The organism is Brevibacillus nigriterrae (assembly GCF_049846925.1).
Taxonomy (GTDB): Bacteria; Bacillota; Bacilli; order Brevibacillales; family Brevibacillaceae; genus Brevibacillus_H.
Genome location: NZ_JBNCMT010000003.1, coordinates 209,407 through 215,719, shown reverse-complemented (window position 1 = coordinate 215,719; position 6,313 = coordinate 209,407). Strand labels below are relative to the sequence as shown.

General features: G+C 44.0%; 6 protein-coding genes and 1 pseudogene. All 7 read right to left on the bottom strand.

What is annotated here, in order from left to right; all coding sequences use genetic code 11:
• Positions 1 to 364, bottom strand: a pseudogene (locus tag ACPW7N_RS03955) (WIAG-tail domain); the annotation flags it as partial.
• A 121-nt stretch (positions 365 to 485) separates the two neighbouring features.
• Complete coding sequence (locus ACPW7N_RS03950; protein WP_425649713.1) at positions 486 to 1,991, bottom strand: AAA family ATPase; 1,506 nt, start codon at positions 1,989 to 1,991, stop codon at positions 486 to 488.
• The gene (locus ACPW7N_RS03945; RefSeq protein WP_425649711.1) at positions 1,984 to 2,514 is read right to left on the bottom strand and encodes a hypothetical protein; all 531 of its coding nucleotides are present in this window, start codon (positions 2,512 to 2,514) and stop codon (positions 1,984 to 1,986) included. Before ACPW7N_RS03945 ends, ACPW7N_RS03950 begins: the two co-directional genes overlap by 8 nt.
• A 186-nt stretch (positions 2,515 to 2,700) precedes the next feature.
• Complete coding sequence (locus ACPW7N_RS03940) at positions 2,701 to 3,201, bottom strand: cell wall elongation regulator TseB-like domain-containing protein (RefSeq protein ID WP_425649709.1); 501 nt, start codon at positions 3,199 to 3,201, stop codon at positions 2,701 to 2,703.
• Between the two features lie 40 nt (positions 3,202 to 3,241).
• Positions 3,242 to 3,946, bottom strand: a complete 705-nt coding sequence (locus ACPW7N_RS03935; RefSeq protein WP_425649708.1) for a hypothetical protein — start codon at positions 3,944 to 3,946, stop codon at positions 3,242 to 3,244.
• A 418-nt stretch (positions 3,947 to 4,364) separates the two neighbouring features.
• Positions 4,365 to 5,663 carry an amidohydrolase gene (locus ACPW7N_RS03930; RefSeq protein ID WP_425649707.1) on the bottom strand — a complete coding sequence of 433 codons (1,299 nt, stop codon included), beginning with the start codon at positions 5,661 to 5,663 and terminating at the stop codon, positions 4,365 to 4,367.
• A 17-nt stretch (positions 5,664 to 5,680) separates the two neighbouring features.
• The gene (locus tag ACPW7N_RS03925; RefSeq protein WP_425649705.1) at positions 5,681 to 6,304 is read right to left on the bottom strand and encodes a redox-sensing transcriptional repressor Rex; all 624 of its coding nucleotides are present in this window, start codon (positions 6,302 to 6,304) and stop codon (positions 5,681 to 5,683) included.
• Between the last annotated feature and the right edge of the window lie 9 nt (positions 6,305 to 6,313).

Genomic DNA, 6,313 nt, shown 5'->3' with positions numbered 1-6,313 from the left:
GTTTAATTTTAGTCGCATCAATGGAGCGATTGGCTATTTTTTCTGCTGTTACGGATTGGTCCATGAGATCGTCTGTATAAATAACCGGTGTATTCAGCTCTTCTTTTCTCTCTTTTACAACCTTGGTGAAATTCTTTTGGTTGGACTCAACATTTGATTTTGGCACAGTGCGCAGTGGTGGAAAAGTCTTCACATTTTTGGTTGGCTCGTCTTCTATGAATCGTTCAACAACGGTTTCTTTCGCTGTTTCTTTGACTGGATCCTTGGAAACATCCACGAGCCATTCTGGTAGTACTCCCTCGTCAAACAAAAGATCAGGCTCTTGTATTGGCGGCTTCTTTCGTTTTTTTTGTGGTTTCGCCATGTATGTCCCTTCCTTTTCCCTAATCTCCTTATCATGTCATCTGTAACATATGCATTTGACCAGATATATGGCACATATCACGATGAAAATGGGTTTTTAAAAAAACAAAAAGCCGACAGTTTTACACTGCCAGCTCTTGTTTGCTATCTACTTGTTTTAACATGTCACGGAATTCGTCTCCGTTTAACACCTCTTGATCCAACAAAATTTGCAAGCTGTTTTTGTAAACATAGTCATAGCGACGAAGTGTTTCCCTTGTCTGGTCAAGAAGCTCTTCGAGAATTCGATTCACTTCCGTATGAATCTGGTTTTTATCGATATAATCGATATGAATGATCCCTAATTGGGACATACCACTTTTCACGATCTCGTGTGCCATTCCAAGCGCCTGATCGAAGTCGTTTCGTGAACCTGTACTACGGCCATCATAGTAAATTTCCTCTGTCACTGCTCCAGCCAGACAGACCATAATCTGCTTTTCCAAAGCCTCTTTTGTGTACAAATAACGATCTTCCATCGGGTTTTGGCGCACATACCCCAAAGCCTGACCACGAGGACTCAGCGTAACCTGTGAAACAGAACCAGGTCTCACTTGTTCACTCATGATGGCGTGACCTAATTCATGTAGAGCAACACGCTTTTTCTCATCGCCTGTTGCTTCACGGTCACTTTTTTCACCCATCATCACTTTATCTACTGCCATGCTGAAGTGACGGTTGTTGATCAGTTCTGCTTTCTCACGCATTGCATAGATGGCTGCTTCATTCGTCAAGCTCTCCAACTGAGCACCTGAGAAGCCAAACGTTTCTTGGGCGATTTGTGAGATGGATACTTCGGAAGCTAATGGTTTATTGTTCGCATGGATGTGCAAAATCTGCTCCCTAGCTTTCTTATCAGGCAAATCAACGGTGATATGACGGTCAAAACGGCCTGGACGCAACAAAGCTGAGTCCAGCATATCCTTGCGGTTGGTTGCAGCCATAATGAGAATGCGTGGTTTATCTTCTGTTTGAATCCCATCCATCTCGGTCAACAACTGGTTCAACGTCTGGTCATATTCACGTTGTTGGCTGCCTTCCCGCTTTCCACCGATGACGTCAATCTCGTCAATAAAGATAATGCCTGAATCTTGTCCGTTTTTCTCAGCAAGAGTTTTCACTTCGCGAAACAAATCACGAACACGCTGTGCACCTACACCTACATACATCTCTACAAACTGAGAACCGGAAGCTGCCACAAATGCAGAGTTGGTGTAGTTAGCTGCTGCTTTCGCCATCAAGGTTTTTCCTGTTCCCGGAGGTCCTGTCAAGAGAACCCCTTTTAACGGTCGAATCCCATAATGTTTGATCTTGTCTTTATGATTCAAAAAATCCAACGCTTCTTTTAGCTCTTGTTTTGCACGTTCTTGTCCCCCGATATCCGCAAACGAGATATCTGTCTTGGGAACGGAGTGCTTGTTACCTCGCCCGTTCTTTGCAGCAACACCAATACCACCCTGGCGGCTCACTATGAAAAACAAACCGGCTAATACAGCCGCAAACAACAAGAATGGCCCGATGTTAATTCCGAGGAATAACAAGAAGATTAGGACAGCAGGTACCACTCCAAACAATATTTCCTTACCCACGAGCATTCACCTCACTCTCTTGCTGCTCACGAGGGACGATGGTGTAGAATTCATCTGACCCACGCTTCAGAAAGATGTAAATGTTGCTCTTATCCATACTGGTAAGTGCCAAATCCAATTGATTCTTCACTTTCCACTCATTAACCAATGCCGGAAGTTTGCTGTACTGATGAAGTTCCAACGCTTCTGTCAGCGCAAAAGTTCCGTTGTTCCACACTTTTTTCAACTCTTCATTTTGATTCGTCAATTCAACGATGACTTCTTTATTTTTCACGATTCCGCTGATGTCATTCTCAAGAGACTTATACTCTTCTGGAAAATCTTCCGGCTTCGTAACTGTTAGCTTTATCAGCATTTGCTCCTTTGTAATCTGCAGGTCAGCCAATGTAGCTGACTCCATTTGAGCGATCTTCGTACGAACTGGTTCTTCTATTTCTACTTTTTGAAACAGAAACCAACCGCCAAACAGGAGAGCCAACGCGATAAGTAGCGATGAGATGATCGGTACTTTACGTACTTGCATGAGATTACTCCCCTCCTCTATTATCTACACGATTTGTATATATCGTAATCTATCAACTGGAGAACGATTTAAAGTATAGCATATTAACAAAATGAATTCCTATGTAGATGTTGGGTATTGAGGAAAAAGAAAAAGACCCCATATTAAGGGGTCTTCAAACATGTAGCATCGGTGCTTAACAGCCGTTCAACTAACCGGGTTAAGGCGATACGATTTAAGTACTTTACCCGTCTTAAAATCGTAGTACACGTAATTGTAACGTTGTTCCTGGTCAATATAGACGGCTTCCCAGAATTTTTGATTGTCATCTTTTCCAGGAACGATGTGCAGAATTCTAGCATTCTTGTCACCTTTTAACACTGCTTCCTGTACACTATTTCTCGTTACAACGCCATCCATTATTTCAAAATCAACCGAATCTGGTGTGAGCCAGGCGATTACAGGTGTGCCGAAGTGATTCTTTCCAATCACAACCGCATAGACCTTTGTCCCGCGAAATTCGCTGATTTCATCAATTTGTGCAATTCCCGTCCGATCCTTAACCCATTGCCGTACCTGATCCTCGGAAGCGTATTTCTCGCCAACTGCACTTGAAGTAAGGTGATACAAAAATCCACCCAACAAAAGCAACAAGATTCCTACAGCAATACCTACACGTACATACACAAACACTAACTCCTTTTTCATCCTCCTGACTCTTGCTTACGCTGTTGTCAGGCGGTGTCCCTTAAAAACGGAACACGAGTTGATCTCTTTGCTGATTCTGAAAGCTGGGTACTAGCAAATCAACAGTTAATTGCTTTACCTCGAATTTATCGGTATCATACCATAGCTCATAGCGAATAACCACATCTTTCAGCGTTTGTCGCATGATTTCATCTGCCTGAAATTGTGGCCCCAACCAGAGCGAAATCATGGACTCCACCTGATTGGACGGAAGAGCAAACTGAAGCCCTTTGAGCCCATCCCGATCACGCTTATGCAACTCTGTCGGTACGAGTGAATGAAGTTGTCCTTGTATGATCATGGCGTGTTCATAAGGGGTAAACAACGCATAAGGAAGAAATTCTAATGGCTGCTCTTTCCCATCCACTTGCAGTTCAACTTTGTCTGTACTGCGTTTCATCTGGATGATATGACCTGATACGTTGCCCTTGACATCGAATGATTCTCCACGATATACGCCTTGATACGTCTGGTCCCTGGTCTTTACCTGGTAGGTAACAGGTGTATCACCAGCCAGTTTTTTGACGAGACTGGCAAGCTGATCATGATGCAAGGTATCCGGGTCTCCCTGATTTTTTTCTTCCATGGATGAAGATGCAGGTGTCGTTTGAGGTGGTTTGGTTATAACAGCAAGGAGCATACCGAGCAGGAAGAGACCAAGAAAAATGGGGATCAGCCACCATAGTTGGTTCCTTCTGATGTACATAACGCTCCCCCTCCCTCGTCCCAGTTCCTAAAATTTATGAAGGACTAGAAGGTTTTAGAACGATACCGAAAACTTTCTAAACATAGCGGTAGTGTTAACGGTCATACTACAGGTACACCCCAAGGAGGTGAGCGTGTGAAGCTGCCAACGACAACCTCCGTCGAACCGAGCTGGTCGTTGCTACAGGAATACCGAGTTTCCTGGGCAGGTTTATCATCACCGCTTAGAGCCTTTTCACAACATTCACCAAATGAATACCGCCACACCTCTTTAAAAAACATTTGGCGTTACAGCCAAGATTCTAGCTAACCAAAATATTCCTACCTACACCTTTCGCTTTTCCTTTTGCTCCCATCATTCACCAGGTGTGTTGACAAGGCTGTTTGTCAAAATGCCTTTGATGGGAGACTTTTTCCATTTATCGTTTTAAAGAATCAAACATGCGGTTTGCTTCATAGATTACTTTTTCTTCATCCACCGTGAGCAATTCACGATTTCTCATAATCCATTCCCCTGCAACAATCGTATCTGTTACGTCACGGCCATTTGCCGCATACACCACATGTGAAATTGGGTTATGAGCCGGATGGAAATGCGCTTGAGCACTGTCCAGCATGATGATATCAGCTTGTTTGCCAACCTCCAGTGAACCCAGCGTCTCTTTTTGGAATACCCCGTCAGCGCCCAAAATGGTTGCCATACGCAATGCATCTTCGGCTGGTACAGCGACTGGATCATTACGTACGCCTTTGTGGAGGATCGCCGCCAATTTTAATTCCTCAAACAGATTCAGGTTGTTGTTGCTCGCAGAGCTGTCTGTACCTAAAGAGACACTAACACCCTTGGACAACATCTCAGGTACACGGGCAACTCCGCTTGCCAGCTTCAGGTTACTCACGACATTGTGCGAAACCCTTACATTATATTTTGCCAGTACATCGATTTCTTCATCCGTCAAATGTACCGCATGGGCAACAAGGGTTGGACGGGAGAATACGCCAAGGTTCTCCAAGTGAGCGACTGGTCGAACACCGTAATCCTTCACATTTTGCTCTACTTCCCACGCTGTTTCTGACATATGGATGTGCATCGGCAAATCAAGCTCATGGGCACGTTCCAAAATTTGATTGATAAAGTCTGGAGTGCAAGTGTAAGGAGCATGAGGGGACATCATCACGGTAATACGCCCGTCAGCCTGATTGTGCCAATTACGAGCAAATTGGGTAGCTTCCCGCAGTTTCGCCTGTCTTTCTTCTTCTGAACAAAAGCCAATCATCCCACGGCACAAACGAGCACGCATGCCTGAGTCTTGAACCGCTTGGGCTACTTGATCCATATGATCATACATATCAACAAACGTCGTCGTTCCAGTTCGAATCATTTCAACAATGGAAAGATAGGCGCCCCACTTCACGTGATCAGCCGTGAATTGAGCTTCAAGCGGCCACATTTTATCTTCCAGCCATTGTTGCAGCGGCAAGTCATCCGCATACCCCCGCAGAAGCGACATCCCTACGTGACCATGCGTATTGATGAGACCAGGGAGAACGAATTTGTTTTTGCCGTCGATCACTTGATCATAGCCAGTCAGGTCCTCTGGAGTTACTCCCACATAAGTTATTTTATTTCCCTCAAAGGCAATCGCACCATTTTCGATAACTTCATTTGCAGCGTTTACTGTGATCACAGTTGCATTGGTGATGATGGTTTTCTTCAATGTTGACACTCCAATCATTATGTAAGGTAATAAGCCAAGCTTTGCAAGCTCGAAGTAACATCGGCATGATGTATGCGAACATCTTTTTCTGTTCGCAGGTTCACAGGGGCAAAATTGAGGATCCCTTCAATTCCGGCTTCTACGAGCTGGTCAGCCACATCCTGCGCGGCAAATGCTGGCACAGTAATTATCGCCAAGCGAATTTGCATATCAATAATCACTTGCTTCATTTCGGACATTGGTCGAATCATCAGACCTGCTATGATTTTTCCGTGTTTGGTCTCATCAGTATCAAAAATAGCTACAATTCTCATATTATCTTTCAAATAGATATTGTAATTACTGATGGCATGTCCAAGATGACCTGCTCCGACCAAAGCAACATGGATTTCCTGGTCCAGTTTTAGTATCTGTCTGATTTTTTCGATCAGGTAATCAACGTCATAACCGATTCCCTTTTTGCCAAAATCTCCGAAAGCAGCAAGATCTTTTCTGATTTGCGCAGGATTCACATCAAGTGTTTTTCCCATCTGTTGAGAAGAGACGGTTTTCACATCCATTTGATTGAGACTGATCAAATACCTTAGGTAAATTGGTAAACGACGAACAACAGCTTCAGATATTTTCGGTGCTTTTACCATGATCTTCCT

Coding starts and splice junctions, on each gene's coding strand:
- ACPW7N_RS03940 (WP_425649709.1), bottom strand. CDS start 3,201: ATGAAAAAGGAGTTAGTGTTTGTGTATGTACGTGTAGGTATTGCTGTA.
- ACPW7N_RS03925 (WP_425649705.1), bottom strand. CDS start 6,304: ATGGTAAAAGCACCGAAAATATCTGAAGCTGTTGTTCGTCGTTTACCA.
- ACPW7N_RS03945 (WP_425649711.1), bottom strand. CDS start 2,514: ATGCAAGTACGTAAAGTACCGATCATCTCATCGCTACTTATCGCGTTG.
- ACPW7N_RS03935 (WP_425649708.1), bottom strand. CDS start 3,946: ATGTACATCAGAAGGAACCAACTATGGTGGCTGATCCCCATTTTTCTT.